Genomic DNA, 690 nt, shown 5'->3' with positions numbered 1-690 from the left:
ATCCAGAATTATTAGAATTAGTAGAAATGGAAATCAGAGAGTTATTATCTGAGTATGACTTCCCAGGAGACGATATTCCAATAGTAACAGGATCAGCATTAAAAGCATTAGAAAGCCCAACAGATGAAGCAGCAACACAATGCATAATGGACTTAATGGCAGCAGTAGATAGCTATATCCCAACTCCAGAAAGAGCAACAGATAAGCCATTCTTAATGCCAGTAGAGGACGTATTCACAATAACAGGAAGAGGAACAGTAGCAACAGGAAGAGTTGAGACTGGAATACTAAAAGTTGGAGATGAAATCGAAATCGTTGGATTATCAGAAGATAAGAGAAAAGTAGTATGTACAGGAGTAGAGATGTTCAGAAAACTTCTAGATGAAGCACAAGCTGGAGATAACATCGGAGCTCTATTAAGAGGAGTACAAAGAACAGATATCCAAAGAGGTCAAGTATTAGCAAAAAGTGGATCAGTACATCCACACGTTAAGTTTGTAGGTCAAGTATACGTACTTAAGAAAGAAGAAGGCGGAAGACACACACCATTCTTCGATGGATACAGACCACAGTTCTACTTCAGAACAACAGACGTAACAGGATCAATCAAATTACCAGATGGAATGGAAATGGTAATGCCAGGAGACCACATTGACATGAACGTTGACTTAATCACTCCAATCGCAATGG

General features: G+C 39.0%; 1 protein-coding gene. It reads left to right on the top strand.

Features of this window, described 5'->3' with window-relative positions; genetic code table 11:
* On the top strand, positions 1 to 690 hold a 690-nt coding region (locus ABDZ93_RS19975; RefSeq protein ID WP_343828281.1), incomplete at both ends, for an EF-Tu C-terminal domain-related protein.

It is taken from the genome of Clostridium subterminale, assembly GCF_039521425.1.
GTDB classification, from domain to species: domain Bacteria; phylum Bacillota; class Clostridia; order Clostridiales; family Clostridiaceae; genus Clostridium_J; species Clostridium_J subterminale.
Note: the sequence above shows the minus strand (reverse complement) of the source record. Positions and strands in the feature narration are given on the sequence as shown.